Annotated in this window: 12 protein-coding genes; 5 read left to right on the forward strand and 7 right to left on the reverse strand. The window is 53.8% G+C overall.

Annotated features, from left to right (window positions below):
• Window positions 1-17 precede the first annotated feature (17 nt).
• Together IPI29_09215 and IPI29_09220 are read left to right on the forward strand one after the other, a co-directional pair.
• Window positions 18-677 carry a peroxiredoxin gene (locus tag IPI29_09215; GenBank protein ID MBK7412717.1) on the forward strand — a complete coding sequence of 220 codons (660 nt, stop codon included), beginning with the start codon at window positions 18-20 and terminating at the stop codon, window positions 675-677.
• A gap of 310 nt (window positions 678-987) precedes the next feature.
• A complete protein-coding gene (locus IPI29_09220; GenBank protein ID MBK7412718.1) occupies window positions 988-2,919 on the forward strand; it encodes a hypothetical protein in 1,932 nt (643 codons plus the stop codon).
• A 447-nt stretch (window positions 2,920-3,366) separates the two neighbouring features.
• Here IPI29_09220 and IPI29_09225 read toward each other — a convergent pair whose 3' ends face one another.
• Window positions 3,367-3,528: a hypothetical protein gene (locus IPI29_09225; GenBank protein ID MBK7412719.1), complete on the reverse strand. Its 162-nt coding sequence runs from the start codon at window positions 3,526-3,528 to the stop codon at window positions 3,367-3,369.
• Window positions 3,529-3,639: 111 nt separating this feature from the next.
• Between IPI29_09225 and IPI29_09230 the strand changes: the two genes are divergently transcribed.
• Complete coding sequence (locus IPI29_09230) at window positions 3,640-4,803, forward strand: tetratricopeptide repeat protein (protein ID MBK7412720.1); 1,164 nt, start codon at window positions 3,640-3,642, stop codon at window positions 4,801-4,803.
• A gap of 287 nt (window positions 4,804-5,090) precedes the next feature.
• Here IPI29_09230 and IPI29_09235 read toward each other — a convergent pair whose 3' ends face one another.
• Window positions 5,091-5,459 carry a hypothetical protein gene (locus IPI29_09235; GenBank protein ID MBK7412721.1) on the reverse strand — a complete coding sequence of 123 codons (369 nt, stop codon included), beginning with the start codon at window positions 5,457-5,459 and terminating at the stop codon, window positions 5,091-5,093.
• A gap of 53 nt (window positions 5,460-5,512) precedes the next feature.
• Between IPI29_09235 and IPI29_09240 the strand changes: the two genes are divergently transcribed.
• Window positions 5,513-5,785, forward strand: a complete 273-nt coding sequence (locus tag IPI29_09240) for a hypothetical protein (GenBank protein ID MBK7412722.1) — start codon at window positions 5,513-5,515, stop codon at window positions 5,783-5,785.
• A 515-nt stretch (window positions 5,786-6,300) separates the two neighbouring features.
• Here the strand turns inward: IPI29_09240 and IPI29_09245 are convergent.
• Window positions 6,301-8,097 carry a tetratricopeptide repeat protein gene (locus tag IPI29_09245; protein MBK7412723.1) on the reverse strand — a complete coding sequence of 599 codons (1,797 nt, stop codon included), beginning with the start codon at window positions 8,095-8,097 and terminating at the stop codon, window positions 6,301-6,303.
• 43 nt (window positions 8,098-8,140) lie between these two features.
• The gene (locus IPI29_09250) at window positions 8,141-8,758 is read right to left on the reverse strand and encodes a hypothetical protein (GenBank protein MBK7412724.1); all 618 of its coding nucleotides are present in this window, start codon (window positions 8,756-8,758) and stop codon (window positions 8,141-8,143) included.
• A 144-nt stretch (window positions 8,759-8,902) separates the two neighbouring features.
• On the opposite strand from IPI29_09250, the gene IPI29_09255 reads away from it, so the two are divergent.
• Complete coding sequence (locus IPI29_09255) at window positions 8,903-11,173, forward strand: S8/S53 family peptidase (GenBank protein MBK7412725.1); 2,271 nt, start codon at window positions 8,903-8,905, stop codon at window positions 11,171-11,173.
• A 16-nt stretch (window positions 11,174-11,189) separates the two neighbouring features.
• Here IPI29_09255 and IPI29_09260 read toward each other — a convergent pair whose 3' ends face one another.
• The 3 genes from IPI29_09260 to IPI29_09270 form a co-directional block, all read right to left on the reverse strand.
• Entirely contained in the window at window positions 11,190-12,938 is a 1,749-nt protein-coding gene (locus IPI29_09260; protein ID MBK7412726.1) for a tetratricopeptide repeat protein, read from the reverse strand.
• Window positions 12,939-12,964: 26 nt separating this feature from the next.
• Window positions 12,965-14,941, reverse strand: coding sequence for a tetratricopeptide repeat protein (locus IPI29_09265; GenBank protein MBK7412727.1), 1,977 nt, complete (start codon window positions 14,939-14,941; stop codon window positions 12,965-12,967).
• 153 nt (window positions 14,942-15,094) lie between these two features.
• A complete protein-coding gene (locus IPI29_09270; protein ID MBK7412728.1) occupies window positions 15,095-16,723 on the reverse strand; it encodes a hypothetical protein in 1,629 nt (542 codons plus the stop codon).
• Window positions 16,724-16,817 lie beyond the last annotated feature (94 nt).

Below are 16,817 nucleotides of genomic sequence, written 5' to 3' on the forward strand. Positions count from 1 at the left end.
AACCTGGAGTATGATCCATGTCCATTCGCATCAATCAAATCGCACCGAACTTCACAGCAGAGACCACGCAGGGACAGATCAACTTTCATGATTGGATCGGAGACGGATATGCCGTTCTTTTCTCCCATCCAAAGGATTTTACACCGGTGTGCACAACCGAGCTGGGCACTGTTGCCAAGATGATCCCCGATTTCGCAAAGCGGAATACAAAGGTCATCGGACTAAGTGTTGATCCTGTTGCTAAGCATATTGAATGGGAGAAGGACATTGAAGAGACTCAAGGGGCTCCTGTGACATTCCCAATGATCGCAGACACAGACCTTTCCGTCTCCAAACTCTATGATATGCTCCCAGAAGAAGAAGGTGATTCGTGCGAAGGCAGAACGGCCGTAAACAATGAAACAGTACGAACTGTATTCATCGTGGGTCCGGACAAAAAGGTCAAACTCACGCTTGCGTATCCGATGACATCCGGCAGAAACTTCGACGAGATCTTACGCGTTCTCGATTCGATACAGCTCACAGCCAAGCACAAGGTGGCCACCCCGGCAAACTGGAAGAATGGGGACGACGTGATCATCGTTACGTCCGTATCGGATGATGATGCACGCGCAAAATATCCGGAGGGCTTCACGACAATTAAGCCATATCTGCGTGTTGTAAAGCAGCCATTCTGAGTAGAACCGAAGTGGCGTGGAGTCAATGGGATACCTTAAGTATACATTGCAGATAGTATGATCGAGGACGGGGGCACCATAACGACCACTCTCCTGGGGTGTCATTATTCACGTATTACAATACATAGCGTTCCTAATTCTCTTCCTATCTGGGCAAGCGCTGGTTGGTCAGATCGTTGTTGGCTCCGTTAACATTTACGGTTCAGAAGTAAAACAGATCAAGTTTTCTGGCTGCCTCTCCGAAGTACTGGTTGATGACGCACGTCCGTTTGCTGTAGGCGATCGAGTATTGATCTATCAAGCAAAAGGAATGTCCCTGGGTGATTCAGCGGCTGATTCAGGTACTCCGATTTCGCAAGGCACCTGCGGCAACTTCGAATTCGCATCCGTGGCTGATGTTGTCGGAAATCTTGTGTTCCTATCGACTCAACTGCGTCGCATCTACGATGTGAATGCGGCCGTGCAATTGGTCCCAGCGATCAGTTCAAGCAGAGTCACATTAAACGGACCCATCACGGCTACTCCATGGAACGGTGTGGCTGGTGGCATTATCGCCATCGAGGCCACAGACAGCGTCATCATTAACTGCTCGATCTCCGTCAACGGCCTTGGTTTCGTAGGAGGTCTACAATCAAGCGTCTACAATAACTGCCGAACGAGCTCGGACATGAATGCCCCCTACCCATCAATCTTCTATGGGCAAAAAGGAGAAGGTGCTGCCAAGATCGATGTTCAACGTCAGGCAGGTCGTGGCCGGACAGCAAATGGAGGTGGTGGAGGAGCAAACCACAATGCCGGGGGTGCGGGCGGAGGAAATGGAGGATCAGGTGGTGATGGAGGTGCCGTGTACCAAGTGTGTGGAGTTGAGGTAAATGGCGGGTTAGGGGGCTCAGCATGTGTTGTCGACCCGGCTGCTCCCGGAACGTTCTTTGGAGGAGGCGGGGGTGGCGGGCACCAGAATGAAGGCTTGAGCGGTCAGGGTGGCCGCGGTGGTGGGATCATCATCATTATTGCACCTACCATCATAAGTACCGGAGGTTCGAACATTCTCTCAAGTAGAGGGACCGATGCGAGGATCGCTCAGCACGATGGAGCCAGTGGGGGTGGAGCGGGAGGAACGATCTTCATTGGATGTTCTTCTCTTCGTGGTGCGATCACTCTTGATGTATCGGGAGGGAAAGGGGGCGATATGGGCGTCGTCTTTCAAGGACCACACGGTCCTGGCGGCGGTGGCGGTGGTGGGCAGATACTGCTCTCCTTGCCTGCAATACCGGGATCTGTATCAACCGTCACATCTCGTGGTATGAATGGCATCAATACCGAGTATGCCAGTGGAGTAGAGCATGACTGGTATGCAAAGCCGGGAAGTTCCGGCAAGGTGATCTTCAACTGTGCGTATGATGATCCTGCAATAGAAGCATACTCAAGACTTCGACAGATCGGCCCACGCGATCTTGGAGCGCAGTTGGTCGGCACCCTCGACACTACAGAGATTCGCTATGTGAATCTCGGCCCATCGAGTTACACCATTGACAGCATCCGGTCCCAGCTCGATTCAATGATCGTGCTCAGTTCGTTACCTTCATTGCCGGCAACACTAGCTGCGAATGACACTCTTGTGATTCAAGTCCGTATCTGTCGTGCATCGGTGCAACAATACAGAGACACACTGACCTTCTACGGCGCAGTTGCGGGTGGATGTGACGATAATCTGCTCTTTCCATTTACCTGGGCCGTAACAGACTCCTGCTTCATAAAGGTTGCACTTGTGGCGGACACCGTTGGCATAGGTGGCACTACACGCATCATGGCACTTGTCAAAGACACGTTTGCATTGACGCCTCCGTCCCACTTCACGGCGAACATCCGATATCTGAGTAAGAATCTGTATGTAGCGCCCTCCACGTCAGACCCCAAGACGTCGATCTATTTCGATGGAGACTACACCATCCTAAAGGTAGAAACTGATTGGATCGGAGGAGACACCATCTTCACGGTCGATGCCTTAGGATTACTCTCTACCTCAAACTCAACTGTTGTATTTGTTGATTCCGTCTCTATTTCAAACAGCAATGTCACCTGCAATTCTCGCAGCGAGCATACAACGATCGAAATCAACGATGTGTGTGCTACTCGATACCTTCGCAGCATACAATTCACCCTGCCCAATATCACGATAGCCTCCGGCTCAGGATATATCGACGTCTACGTAGGCATCGAGAAGGACGGCCTGTCTCCATGACGCATTAGCGCTTTCCGTGTTCTCGATAGTTGGAACCGAGATCGCACGTTCTTCGCTGTCGACGGGACGCATACGCGTGGATGTGCCACCCGGATTGTATATCGTGCAGATCATGAAAAATGACGGGCTTAATGACACGCGCCTTGTGTTGGCATACTGACCTTTGACATGATCACCTCCGGCAAGAATTTGAGACGGCTTGTCGTGCCCCATGTCTCGATACCCCGTCGGGGGGCGTAGCAAGCAGGGATCGCTGCTCTAGGGTAAGGGGCGTGTGGGGTGTATTCATTGCCACAAAGATGCGAGTTCTCAGGATATGGGCTCATTCAAAAAACGAGGGTAGATTGCCTGTCCTTTCACCCCGGCCCTCTGCAGGTTGATGAAGGAATGCCGAAGACCTATTGGCTGGAAAGCCCCCTATCATGAATCAACGACCCTTTCACGAGATCAGCGACGGAGTTCTGCAGGCACGCGATGTGCGTGATGCGGATGCAATGCTGCAGCATGCGGCAGAGCTTGAAGAACTTGGTACGGCAGAGGGACGGGCACTGGCTGCAAGGACTCGCGGATCGGTGTATCTCCTTCGTGACCGCAACACGACGAAGGCATTGGAGCAGTTTGAGAATGCACTAACTGTGGGGCTGACGCCCGGGGGGCCAAGCCATGTGGCTGAGGCGAGCGCGGTCGGTTGCGATGCGAACACTCAGGCGTTGAACCGGAATGAAGAGACCGGCAACCACTGGGCGCCCGCGCTGCGGGACCGTGTTGAAGGCCACCGGCAACTGGGTGGAGGCGTTTTCGCTGTTTCACCAGGCGCTCGCTACCTACAACACGTTGGGCAGCACAAGAGATATAGCACTGACGTTGAATGTTCTCGGCATCGTTCTCAAGAACAGCGGACAATATCCGGAAGCACTTGAGCACTTCTATCGCTCGTTATCGTTGTTTGAGGAGCTCGGCGATCATGATGGAGTGGCTCTTGTGACCGACAATATCGGTTCTGTCTACTACATGATCGAAGACTACCAATTGGCCATTGAGTTTCGAGAGCGTTCGCTGCGGCATTACGAATCTGTCGGAGATGAACGGAGTGTCTCTAGCATACTGTCGAACATCGGCAACGTCTACGTTGTGAAGAATGACTTCGATCGTGCTCTGGAGTATTACCGCCGGGCATCAGCGATCGCCTCGAGGATGGGAACGCAACGAGATGTTGCCCGCACGACGGGACTAATACTCGGTGTACTCGTACGTAAGGGGCCATCGGACGAAGCCGATCAACTGCTTGCCTCACTGGATGCGATGTCGATCCCGGACGTTAACACGAGACTATACATGGAATCGAGTCGTGCATTGCTCCAGGAGCAACGCGGGATGTATGACGAATCCAGAAAGACACTTCTTTCCTCACTGATGGTCGCTCAGGAATGCGCCCTCCCCTTTGATGAGGTAGGCATCCATGGTCAGTTGCGAGATCTCGCACTCAAACAGAACGATCTTGCAGCCTATGTAGAACACAACAACGCCTACCAGCGCATCAACGAAGAGATCAACGGCAAGGCCACCACAACTACGCTTGCCATGCAAGAAGCGGAGAGGAAGATGGCCAAAGAACGCCAGGCGCATGAGAAGCACCTTGCTATTCTCCATTCCACTCTTCCACAACACATTGCCGAGCGAGTGGCAAGGGGCGAGGTGGTCAACGATCACTATGAAAACGCCTCCGTGATCTTCCTCGATATCGTGGGCTTCACGGATCTATCGTCTTCCATGAAGTCGCAAGATGTGATCACCTTGCTGGACAATATTTTCACGCAATGCGACGCGATCTGTGAACAATACAACGTCACCAAGATCAAGACGATTGGCGAGCGGCGGTTTTGAAACGGCGAATCGGTGGTTCGTGCGCGACCATGATGAACGTCACCTCAACGGCGGAAAGGCGCTACGCCGATCATCGAGTTCAGAATCGGCCCCTGGGGGCCGGGGCGCCGGTGGAGCGGCACCGGGGGGGGGGGGGGGGGGGGGGGGCGAGCCGGGGAGAGTCGAGGACAGACCAACCCAGGCATTCGCTGCGCGCCTCTTTAGGTGACTCTGTCGAGCGACCTGTGCAGGTTGTTGAGCGGGGTACATTCGAGATCAAGGGCAAAGGCATGATGAAGACGTACTGGCTAGAGTGATCTGCGCCAACACAACATGAATTTCGAGGTACACCCATGCGAATCATCCTCTTGCTTATCATCGCAGGCCTGTTCGTTCTGAACGGAGAGGCCCGTGGACAGCATTGCACGAATGATCTTCGTTACACCGAGGTTGTGTTTTTTGACTCGACAGAGGCGTCGCGTTAGGCCGCCAACCGTTGGAAGTCCTGCAGGACCTGACGGCCTGTTGCCGTGCCGAGGATCAGCCTTTGGGGTTTTCGTCGGGGACAAGCAATCGGGCGACATCAGATCTGTTTCACCTGGCCAGCGTGGCTTGTGTGCCGTGAATCGGTGGACGACCGTCAACAGGCACGATATCGCGCGATTCAGGATGGCCATGCTGCCCTGCGATTCGTTGTCCGCAACGCGTCTACTGTCAGGATCGATACCAGTTGGTTGTTTGTAGGAGGTCAGGCCTTGCGCTGGGCAGTGTGCGCAGGGAGCTCGACAGCCTTTCCTTGCTCTATGCCACATCCGCCGTGAGTGCTGAGTTGGGAGGTCTTCATCGGTCCGGGAATGACTTGACGACCACCTACTCCATCAAGGGTGTATTCAATAACTGGGGTGGCGTTGTTGAAAGCGAGGTTGATCTCGACGAAATGATCCCTACCATTTCATTTCATGGTGGACTTGATCCTGGTCGATCGACGCGACATCGTCACTGATCGGGTCAAGAGCGATCCATGAAGACCTGATCGCCAAGAATGTATGTAGTGAGTTGACCGTTGATGCGTCGGGTGGACACGGCATCTTTCGTGATGCCTCCAGCGCATTCAGAGCGCAGCGGGCGAGTTGCTTTTTCCGTAGATTCTTCTGCAAGAGTTGCTCGAGTCTATATACAACAGATTCGATCCCGTCTTCGTGCTCAACGCCAAACCACGTCAACGAACAACCACGTGGGTCTGCCTTCCGCGTCGATCCCAATCCATTTGATCATACGTGTACGATCTCAGGACTTGACGGTATGGCGGAGATCACGGTGTACAATAGCTTTGGACAGTTGGTCTACAAGGACAATGTCGGCAATGGGCCAGTACTATTTGATGTGTCGCCCGGATTGTATGTCTTGTGCAACCCTTTGGAAGCGTCAGCACGTTCACGTCTATCGTGATGAAGCGTTAAGACCGATGGTGTTGTTGCAAGCCTACCGTTGATTGTGCATCGGAAGACCAACACCTGGTCACGGATCCAACGCGCCCAGACGTTGCATCGTGATGCGAGCAGCGGCGCCCATGTCCAGGCTGAACTGTGTTGCTGCTAGCTGATTCAAGACTTCGATCGCTAGCTCACGCGTTGTGATGCGTGTGAAGTCCGTCCAGTCATCATAGATGTCATCTGGCAGGAAGTCGCCGGTATAGAGGTCGGCAACACGACCGAGTTCTTCAAGGCGTTGATGAGGATCGATGATCGATATGGCGGTGGTTGCACGTGCCGTATAGTCGTGAAGGTCCACAACGGAGTCTGGCCCAAGATCAAGGGTGTACGAGCCGTCGCGGAACTGAATGTAACGAGAGGTTTGACGCGGTTTGATGCCTGGTTCAAGAGCCGTGCGGATGGCGCTGACGGCGTTCTGCAGGGTTGGCAAACATCGTTCAACATCTACGTCCTCGCCCCATACATGCATCACGATCTCATCAACGCTCACGGAGCGTCGATGTCGCGTTACCAAGTACTTGAAGACATCACGCGCTTTCTTGCGCTTCCATTCTTCCATTGAGATCTCTGTGCCGCCCCTTTCCACACAAAACGAACCAAGCGTGCTGACCTTGAAGGCATATTCGGTTGCTTCATGAGGAGTGGTGATCTCGTCCGACGTTTTTGGCGGCAACGGCTTGATGGTAACATCGATCTCGTCGAGGACAGGCAACGAAAGGGAAACAGTTGACGCCGCGATCCTACGGAAGATGTCAACGGCCTTGTCTACAGCATCCATTGATGACGTACCAGTCTCCTTGTGTTGACGCATATACAAACCGGCTCGCACAAAGGCCACGGATCGTTTCAGCACAGTGTTGCCGATCTCGTCACAGAGTTCGTCGGCTTCGACCAAGAGTTGCTCGGCAAGTTCCGGTTTGCCCGCCGTACCGTAAACTTCGGCCATGCGGGTAAGGCAAAGAGCTTGACCGTTCAGATGTCCGGATTCGCGATAGACATTACGTGCCCTCGCAAAACAGTTGAGGGCTGTTGGCAGATCATTCAACTTCAGATAGACATCACCTAGGACGCCGCAACAGTCACCAACAAGATGTCCGGGATAATGCTCCTCCGCAATATCCAGGGCTCGCTTCCCTACCTCATACGCCTCGGCAGGCTTGCCGATACCGGTCAGAGCCATTGCTAGGAACTTAAATCCATTCACCTTTGCCATGCGACGGCCAAGAGAATCGGCTAGACCGATCACCTCAGTGGCGTACTCGATCACGAGTGCGTACTGCCTGTTGTTGATGAGCTGAACGCAAAGTCGCAGAAGGACCACCACTCGACCGGATTCATCTCCATCGAGATCGAACAGCGCTTCTGCCTGACGCAATAGTTCGATCGATCTTTCAACGTCGCCATTGGCACCGACAGCCTCGGCATGCCGAAGCAACACCGATGGGGTCACGTGACCATTGAGCTGTTGTGATAGATCCATTGCGCTCGTGGTGATCTCTCGTGCCTTGATGACGTTATTCGCAATGTACTGTCGAGAGAGCAGCACTAACAGTTCCACTTCTAGTGGGGACTGCTTGCCCCCTATCAAGCGAAGTCCATCTTCACAATGCTGAATGGCTACATCCAGCTGTGTGCGGATCATGTGATGTGTTGCCAGTGCATAGTGCACTCTTGCCGATGATTGGTCATCGTCGGTATTCTGATGTTCTGTTAGCAGGGCTTCGAGTTCAGCACGAATCTCGTGTGTGGTCTCTCCCTTACCGTGCAGGTTCGCGGCCCGAGACAGAACATCATCGCTATGTTTTCGGATCTCTTGAGTCATGGTGGCAGCGTCTAAACTACCACCATGTTCTCAATACCGGTTCTTACGGACGTTCATCGGATAGAACGGCGACCTCTGCCAAAACAGCGTCCACTGCACGGTCAATTTCATCGTCGTTGACGCGGGCACCGTCCATGATCAATCGGACACCATTGAAGAAGTGATGGAGCTGGTATTCAACGTTCGCTGACGCGTTTTTATGTTTCGACTCGATAATGATCCAACACTTATGATCTGTATCATTTCCGCCCTCAGTTGCAGACGCACCGCAGATCTCTTGGACCGAATATGCATCGCCTTTTGGCTTGTGGGTGTTGATCAGCTTGCGGAACACCTTCTCTGCATCACCGGCTTTGATTGAGCCGTCTCTGGTAGCTCCTTCTTCCAACTCGGCCATGGCTTCGCGAACCTTCTGAATGGCCGGGAGGAGCAGTGCGGCAGTCTCCGTTCCATTACCGGAATAGATCTCCATGGCCTCTTCAAGTCCCTCGGTTTCTCCATCTACTCCACCGAGCTTGATCAAATAGTCCCCGCCCGCTGCTACTTGTCCGTCGGTCATGGACCCCGGATCTTCCGCCACCGTCGGTGCCACAGCATCCGAGCACCCGATCACGACCACAGCACATGCCGCAGCCATCACAAACGTTGCAAATACACGCATTATTGACTCCATCAGAAAGTGTGAGTAAGAATTGATGATGCAACTTGTGATGTGGCACTCACCGCTAACTCACCGGGAGCGTTCCGTGGACCGATGAGATACCGTAGATTCGGCTTCACCCGATCACCACTGCTCCGAGGTCCTATGCCACTGGTCTTCACCGATCCGTCCCTTCATCTGCGTCTTCGTTCAAAGAAGGTCGCAGCACTCCTCACGACGAACGTCGACGCAAAGAAGCTCGCCATCAGCAAGGCAAAGGCTTCTGCCCTGATCTCCACTTCTCGTACGAAGCTCGTTGCCGGAAAACCACAGTCCTTTACGCTGCTGCAGGATCGCATCTCCAAGATCAAACGTACGCGCGGAGCCTCCGTCAAGCGTGCCATCGATACACGCGCAATGCGTACTCCGGACCAGATCATCGCGGCTTTTGTGCTGCGGGTGAAGGTCTCTCGCAGCGCGGCGAAGTCTCTGGCAACGCCGGCTCGATTGATCGTTCGAAGCACCCAGGCAAATCTTGCTGCGTTTGTGAAGGGGCTTTCGGGATGTTTGGGCGTGGACGTGGCTTCGATCGGTGTTGTTGTGAAACGTTTGCCCCTTACACCCGGACCTGTGACGAGCTACTCGGTGATGTTTCCGATCGATCACACCAGCGTTCGTACTGAGCTTCTCAATCTCGCGTGGGCCATGCGCAAGAAAGGGGTGTTTCATTCGGTAGCGGTGAGTGGACTCCGCGGAAACTTCTTTGCGCCTACCGCAGCTACACGCGCCGAACGAAACTTCGACTGGCATCTCGATCTCACTCGCGCTTCTCGCGCACACGCCATCCCACCAAAGCGGGGCGGACGTGCACTTGGCGAAGGGATCGTCATCGCACACATCGATTCGGGTTGGGCCGAACACTCCCAGTATAACAGCGCACAGATCGACATCGCACGATCACACAATGTTGTCACAGGTGCAACGGGTTCGGAGAATGCAAAACACTCGATCAGAAATCGTGATGCCGATGCACCACAGATCACTCACGGGACGGCAACGGGGTCGGTGATCCTCGGCGGACGGATCGATGACGGACAGGAACTCATCAGCACGGCATCGGACGCTGCTCTTGCGTTCGGTACAGAATCCGACGGCAAGCGCAAGTACAATGACAAACGGGTCCTCGACACTAACGGTCACCTTACCGGAGTTGCCCCAAAGGCAACGATGCTTCCCATCAAATTCATCAATGACTCGGCATTGCTCGAGATCACAGACCGCGGAGTGCATGGCGCCGGAGTGTTTCGTCTCTTCGATGAAGACCTCATCAATGCTATACAGTATGCGATCGATGCAAAGGCACACGTGATATCGCTCAGTGTCGGCGGCTTGTTGCATGACGAAGTACGCGAGATCATCAACACGGCTGTAGAGAAACACAACATCATCATAGCCGCAGCTGTTGGCCAGACATACCTTAGCAACGCCGTCAGTGCGATTGCCGATGGACTCAACGTAGTAGGTGTGGGAGGGGGCGATTCCGTTGTACTCCCTGCAGCGTATTCGAATGTGATCGCCGTTGCCGGCTGTAGTCCGTCAGGAGAGCCATGGAGTGAAACCCACCGAGGCCCGAACGTAGACATCACAGCACCGGCGGATGCCATCTGGATCGCTGACTACAAATCAAAGGACAGCAGATCCGGCAATGCTACCCGCGGCGAAACTCTCGAATGTGCTTCCGGCACTTCCTTTGCGGCACCGCATGTAGCTGGCGCTGCTGCGTTGTGGCTAGCCCATCATGGACGTCAAACACTGATCGGTCAGTATGGCCCTGCCGGCATCCCTCTCGCATGGGTTTTCCGTCAACAGATCCAAAAGACGGCACGTGCCATCGGCACGTGGGACGACGGATTGTATGGTCCGGGGATCATCAACATCGAAGCTCTGCTCAACGAACCACTGCCACGTCCACAGGATGTTGTACCGCCCCCTGCCATGGTTAACGGCATCGTTCCCGGAGTGAGTGGGGGCTTGGAAGCCGCGGGTGAAGCCTTCCAAGATGCCTTCCTCGAATTCATGGACTGGGCAGGCGCACAGGCGGACAATGCAGAACGTCAGGCTGCGATCATCTGGCTTGCCGGACAACAGGCTGCTGACCGAACCATCAAGGACCTCGGCAATGCATGGGCGCAGCTCGACGCCGCCGCCCAAGGCGCAGCCGCAGACGTGAAGGCCGAGATCGATCGTACCAAACGTGATATCGAGCGCGGCATCAACGACGTTGTAAAACAAACCGAAGACGCCATTGAAGAGGCCGGCGATCAGATCGAAGACGTCATCGATGAAGCCGGCAAGGCTGTCGAAGAGTTCTCCGATAACGTTGGTGAAGCAGCATCCGATGTAGGCAATGCCGTTGCAGGCTTTTTTGGGTGGTAGGGCTTCACTCCGGGAGTCAGTCCTCCAACCAAAACGTCTGCATGAGCCCCTTTCCCTTGATTTCAATTGTGCCTCTTGGCGCGGTGCGCGCCTCGTTGAGCGCCTCGTTGAGCGCCTTTGCAAGCGCCTCGGAGACGTGAATGCGTCCGGGTTCACTCGTTGATTCCATCCTGCTCGCCACGTTCACCGTGTCGCCCCAGACATCGTATTGCATGCGCGCTGTTCCAAGCACTCCGGCAACCACCGGCCCGCTGTGAAGTCCAATGCGGAACATCACGCGCTCGTCTGTATGCGGCCATGTGAATATGCTCGACATCATGTCGATGGCAACATTCGCTATTCGCTGCTCGCTATTCGCTATTCCAAAGGCGACCGCCATATACGAATCACCGATCGTCTTGATCTTCATCACATCATGCTTTGCACAGATAGCATCGAACGTTGTGAAGATGTTTTGCAGGAGCGATACTACCTCACCTGCTTCGAGTTCGCTTGAGTGCGTGGTGAAGCCTACCACGTCGAGGAACAACACCGAAGCATTATCAAAGGAATCGTTAACTGTTTCGCCCCTTGCCACTCGATCTGCGATATGTTTTGGAAGCGTGGAATGAAGAACTGCCATGTGCTTCGCATGTTCCTTTTCACGTGCATCGATCTCACGTTGCTTCTCTTGCATGGCGATCTTCAGCGTTGCTTCTTTACCATTGATCTCTTCGGTGAGACGGGTGTATTCGTTGTTGTGTTCGATGTAGCCAGGGAAGTCATTTTCCTTCTGGCAGTGATCGCGCAACTGCTTATGTATCTCGGCATGCTCGAACGACAAACTGTATCTCCGCGCGATTTCCAGCACCGAATGAAGCGTACTCCTCGCATCTTCGACTAAACCGTCATGCATTTGGAGCTCTGCGCGAAGTTGTTCTCTCATGACCTTAACGTATGGATCCTCGATCTGCATAGCATCCATCTTCAGTAGCAGCTCTGCTGCCTCACCATGCATACCACATTCGATCATTGCGTTCAAGATATTGGCTGTGATGCGCGACACATTGTTACGCTCTCCCAGATCTTCATGTTCATCTAAAGCGCGGTTGTAGTATTCCAGCGACGTAGCGTGATCACCGGTACTATAGTGAACAGCACCGATATTGCCGGTGATGAGTGCTACGCCGCTGCGGTTACCAAGTTCTTCGTGTACAGCCAAAGAACGGTTGTAGTGCTCCAAAGCCTCTGGAAAGTTGCCAAGGCTATGTTGCAAAGCGCCGAGGTTGCCGGTGACGTTTGCCACAGTGTTGAGAATCCCGAGTTCCTCGTATACAGCTAAAGCGCGACGATAGTGTTCTAGAGCCGCAGGGTAGTTGCCGGTGCTCTTGTGCACGTTACCGATATTGCACGTGGTGTTTGCAGAGCCAACACGGTTGTCGAGTTCTTCGTACAATGCCAATGCGCGGCAGTAGTGCTCCATCGCCTCGGGGTAGTTGCCAGTAAGAGAGTGCACGTTGCCGATATTGCTGTTGACACTAGCCACTCCACCGCGGTTGCCCATTTCTTCATTCATTGCCAAGACGCGGTTGTAATGCTCCAAAGCCGAGGCGTAATTGCAGTGAATGCGGTCTGCGGTGCCACGCGCAGTTGCAGCGATGACGTTTGCTTCCCTTGTGCCCAATGCTTCGAGCTCCGCAGCACACCGTAGAAGTGTATCAGAGTCGTCAATTCCCATAGCATGGTTAACAGCTTCGTGGAGCTCATTGAACGTGCGGGTGCTCATGGGGAGGAAGTTACGGGGTTACGGGGTTACGACAGCCAATACGTCAGCATCATGCCCTTGCCCTTGATTTCGATTGTACCTCTTGGCGCGGTGCGCGCCTCGTTGAGCGCCTCGTTGAGCGCCTCGTTGAGAGCTTCAGAGACGTGAATGCGTCCTGGTTCTGAAGTGGATTCCATCCGGCTCGCAACGTTCACCGTGTCGCCCCAGACATCGTATTGCATGCGCTCCTTGCCGATCACACCGGCTGTTACCGGGCCGCAATGAATGCCAATTCTGAATCGCAGAAGCGCCTTTTCATTTTCAAGCGCCTTTGCAAGCGCCTTGTTAAGCTCTTCGTTGAGAGTGATGTTCATCATCTCTCTTGCAGCACTCGCTGCACGAACTGCGGAGTTCTGTGTTCGCTGTGCCTCGATCCTCCCTTCGGCAGGACAGGCTTCGCTCGGCATGACATTCGCTGTTCGCTGCTCGCTATTCGCTATTCCAAAGGCGACTGCCATATACGAATCACCGATCGTCTTGATCTTTGTTACCTGGTGTTTAGCGCAGATGGCATCACACTTTGAAAAGACATCATCAAGGATCTCGATCACAATTCGAGAATCGAGTTGAGAAGAGAGATCGGTAAAGCCCACAATGTCCAGGAAGATCACCGAGGAATTGTCGTGATGGTCGTTGACCACCTCGCCCCTTGCTACTCTATCAGCAATGTGTTTCGGTAATGTGGAGTGCAACACTGCCATGTGTTTTTGATGCTCACGTTGAACGGCATCGATCTCCCGTTGCTTTTCCTGCATAGCGAGTTTCGTTGCCGTGTCTTTCCCATTGATCTCTTCGGTGATGCGCGTGTATTCGTTGTTGTGTTCGATATAACCCGCAAAGTCATTGCGCTTCTGTGAGAGGTCACGAAGGGCCTTGTGGAACCCGGCTTGTTCCGGAGCTATTCCGTGTGTACGAGCTAACTCTAACGCCGCTTGAAGTGTGGCGACTGCATCATCAGCGTTGCCTGATTTCTCCTGAAGGATCGCTCTTGACTGTTCCCGTGTGAGTACAATACCAGGATCGATGTTCTCCATGGCATCCAACGTATGAAGGAGGGCTTCAGCTTCAAAGAGTGATCCGGAATGGGCCAATGCCGACGCGATGTTACTGCTGACTCCCGCAACGCCATGTTGATTTCCTAGTTCTTCAAAGAGCGGGAGTGCGCGTCGGAAGTACTCGAGTGCGGAACTATGGTTACCAGTATTGCCATGCACACTTCCGATGTTGCTGCAAACCATTGCAATATCACTGCGAGTGCCAAGCTCTTCATGAACAGCAAGAGCTCTATGGTAATGCTCCAAGGCCGCAGCGTAGTTGCCGATGCGATTATAGACAAGGCCGACGCTGGCAGTGATGCGCGCCACTCCTACACGGTCACCAAACTCCTCGTGCATACTCAGCGCGCGGTGAAAGAATTCCAGTGCAACCGGGTAGTTGCCGGTGTCACTATGTACGTTTGCGATGCCCCGTGAAACACCCGCTTCGCCTATCCGATCATCGCATTCCTTGTAGAGTTGAAGCGCACGATGATACCACTCCAGTGCATCGGCATAGTTGCCGGTGCTTCTGTGAACATTGCCGATTCCCATGGACATGATGGCTACGCTATTGCGTTCACCACGTTCCATATGTACTTCCAGTGCGCGTTGGTAATACTTTAGCGCTTCTTTGAAGTTACCGATGTTCAGTTGGACAGATCCAATGTTACCCGTAACGCGAGCCACACCACTGCGGTCGCCTATCTCCTCATACAGTCCAAGGGCAATGTTGTAGCACTCTACTGCTTCTGGGTAATTGTCGGAAAACAACGCGACTATGCCGCGGGCATTCGCAGATAAGGCACGCGCTTGTGTGGTTCCCAACGCGGAGAGCTCGGCAGCACATTGCAACATTGCTTGTCTATCGTTGGTGCCTTTCGCAACATGAACGGCATTCTCGAGTTCTTCAAACGTGCGGGTATTCATGGATGCAAAGATGAGAGTTACGGAGATACGGAGATGCGGAGATACGGAGGTACGGAGATACGGAGATACAGGGTTACGGGGTTACGGGGTTACGGGGTTACGCTGTTCGCTGTTCGCTGTTCACTGTTCGCTGTTCACTGTTCGCTGTTCGCTTTATCGTTCAACCACGACAACCGTACGGGCTGACTCGCCCCCTACCACACATTCCACGGCATAGAGTCCGTTGGAGAGGTCGATGGGAATGGAGAGCGGGCCGGACGTCCCAACGGACACGTAACCTTCCGAGACCGACATCACAACTCTGCCCTGCATATCAACGATCCTCATCCGCATTGGCAGTCCGTCCCACTCGTGCGGGACGGTGATAGAGATGTTGTTCTTTACGGGCATCGGAGAAACAACGATGTTCTTGAGCGTAGGGGGCTGGTGTTCGTCTACGCTAACGGTGTTAGGTCGGATGATGATAACAACCGCACGACCGCCTTTGAGGTGAGGGAGTCCTTTTAATCCTAGCGAATCCTTGTATGTTCTTATGAATTGATACCTGTGTTCAAGGAAGTTGGAGTCAACTACAATGCTCTCACAACTCCCTGTGGGCCAACCTTCATCAAGGACATCCATTCCGATCGGTGATTGATATCCCACTACCGAGCCATCACTGTTTCGCATTATGATGCCGTCATCGTCTGCAATTCGCATTGCTCCTGGCTTCACATATCGCGAAAGGATGCCGTTGAGAATAGCGTTCTTCTTACGCGTGATGCGCACTGAATCACCGTTACGAATGAGATCGAAATGTCCGCTAATGGTTGCCTCTTGCCATGACGTATTCCCGGCCGTCAACAGGTCAGTTCGAAGAACGTCCGGCGTTGCATTATCGAACCACCATTCCAGCATCGACGTGCCGATGCCCAGGGTATCGGCGTATTTCCGGATCGCGACTGCAACATCAATACCAGTTCCGGAATAGCGATGGTAGCTCATCTCCTTCAGTGCTGCCTTTGCATCAGGGAACGCGACGATCTGTTTTGTCCACGGGATCGCATTGGACATGTTCGTTGTAGAGGGGGCAACGAACCGCGGTTCAAAGCCGTTGTTGCGGAGTGTGATCGCGGTTGCATTCAGCGCTGCGCCGAGCTTTTGAGCCGTCCATTGCGGAACGAGGTCGGGCTCGAGCACGGCTTCCCATGAATCCGGCACGATGTTCCACTTCTTCTTGAGGTGTTGGTGCACAGCAAGGACGAACTCTGCGTATTCACGCGGTCGGTCGTGGATATACGTTCCGCCCCCGTTCTGTCCCGTGAATGCTACATAACACAGATTCACATGCAGGTCTTCGCCCTTGGCTTCTAAACGTGTGCGAAGAGGGATCACAACATTTTCGATCGTGGCATCCAATTCTGTGAAGTGGAAGCCCCCTTCATTGATCGTTGAATCATCGTTGTCGTTGACCGTTACGTAGCGGTTTTGCCGCCACCGCAGATATGCCGGATCTGATCCACCCGGACATCCCGCCGCGCGCCACTCCGCATAATGATCAACGGGATTCTCCGACCCCGATCGAACCTCCACGCGCAACCGATTCACGCCTGTGAAGCGCACGAGACTATCGAGCATGAGATCACGGATCCGATCAAACTGCGGATCACACGGCGAAGCGATGAACGACGTTGCCTCCCACCGCTGAAACGGCTGTCCCCACGTTGAGTCCTCAAGGATCCATCCCGCCTGAGCGTAGAGGGAGGGGGCGAGGAGGAAGAGGAAGAGAATGGTGCGAATCATGGAGGAAAGTACGGAGATACGCCCTCACTCCGGGAGAGTATGACGCCGGGAGTCACTCCGGGAGAGTAAGACGCCGGGAGTCGTGGCTCCGTGC

The sequence above is a fragment of the Ignavibacteria bacterium genome, from assembly GCA_016707005.1.
Classification (GTDB): Bacteria; Bacteroidota; Ignavibacteria; order Kapaibacteriales; family Kapaibacteriaceae; genus UBA10438.

Excerpts from the sequence above, each read along its gene's own strand:
- IPI29_09215 (MBK7412717.1), top strand. The coding sequence starts at position 18 with ATGTCCATTCGCATCAATCAAATCGCACCGAACTTCACAGCAGAGACC.
- IPI29_09220 (MBK7412718.1), top strand. The coding sequence starts at position 988 with ATGTCCCTGGGTGATTCAGCGGCTGATTCAGGTACTCCGATTTCGCAA.
- IPI29_09225 (MBK7412719.1), bottom strand. The coding sequence starts at position 3,528 with ATGCCTTCGTCGTGTTGCGGTCACGAAGGAGATACACCGATCCGCGAG.
- IPI29_09230 (MBK7412720.1), top strand. The coding sequence starts at position 3,640 with ATGAAGAGACCGGCAACCACTGGGCGCCCGCGCTGCGGGACCGTGTTG.
- IPI29_09235 (MBK7412721.1), bottom strand. The coding sequence starts at position 5,459 with ATGGCCATCCTGAATCGCGCGATATCGTGCCTGTTGACGGTCGTCCAC.
- IPI29_09245 (MBK7412723.1), bottom strand. The coding sequence starts at position 8,097 with ATGACTCAAGAGATCCGAAAACATAGCGATGATGTTCTGTCTCGGGCC.
- IPI29_09250 (MBK7412724.1), bottom strand. The coding sequence starts at position 8,758 with ATGCGTGTATTTGCAACGTTTGTGATGGCTGCGGCATGTGCTGTGGTC.
- IPI29_09255 (MBK7412725.1), top strand. The coding sequence starts at position 8,903 with ATGCCACTGGTCTTCACCGATCCGTCCCTTCATCTGCGTCTTCGTTCA.
- IPI29_09260 (MBK7412726.1), bottom strand. The coding sequence starts at position 12,938 with ATGAGCACCCGCACGTTCAATGAGCTCCACGAAGCTGTTAACCATGCT.
- IPI29_09265 (MBK7412727.1), bottom strand. The coding sequence starts at position 14,941 with ATGAATACCCGCACGTTTGAAGAACTCGAGAATGCCGTTCATGTTGCG.
- IPI29_09270 (MBK7412728.1), bottom strand. The coding sequence starts at position 16,723 with ATGATTCGCACCATTCTCTTCCTCTTCCTCCTCGCCCCCTCCCTCTAC.